Source organism: Campylobacter concisus, from assembly GCF_002912895.1.
Taxonomy (GTDB): domain Bacteria; phylum Campylobacterota; class Campylobacteria; order Campylobacterales; family Campylobacteraceae; genus Campylobacter_A; species Campylobacter_A concisus_G.
Genome location: NZ_POZX01000016.1, coordinates 1 through 484 on the forward strand (window position 1 = coordinate 1; position 484 = coordinate 484).

A 484-nucleotide genomic window follows, 5' to 3' on the forward strand; every position below is an offset into this window, starting at 1 on the left:
GTACCCCAGTACAATAGACAAACCCTTTTAAAATTTATATAATTCATTCAGAATTTTAAATACTATAAACAATAAGGAGAATATGATGGCTAAAGAAGCCGGAGTAGTTAAAAGCGTAAACGGAGGAATAGCAAGAGCACTTAATGACTTAACAGGAGAGGTAAGACAATTAAGTGTAGGAGATATTGTATACCAAGGTGAAAAGATAGTTACAGAGGGTTCTAACTCTAAAGTAACAATAACTCAAACTGATGGTAAAGATATAACTTTAATAGGTAAAGATACTCTAACTCTAGACCAAGACTCTAACAATAACGAAACAGTAGCTGATATCTCAGCTTTACAACAAGCCATCTTAAAAGGAGCAGATCTTAATGCTCTAGAAGAAACTGCTGCAGGTGGTCCACAAGCAGGTGGTAATGGTGGAGATGGTGTAAGCTTATCTTCTACTAGCTTTGCAGAAGGAGGCCACATTAGTAACATA

Annotated in this window: 1 protein-coding gene; it reads left to right on the plus strand. The window is 36.0% G+C overall.

All coding sequences use genetic code 11. The features are described 5' to 3' along the window. Positions 1–85: 85 nt before the first annotated feature. A partial coding sequence (locus CYP51_RS01540) for a retention module-containing protein (RefSeq protein ID WP_180997727.1) occupies positions 86–484 on the plus strand: 399 nt, incomplete at its 3' end.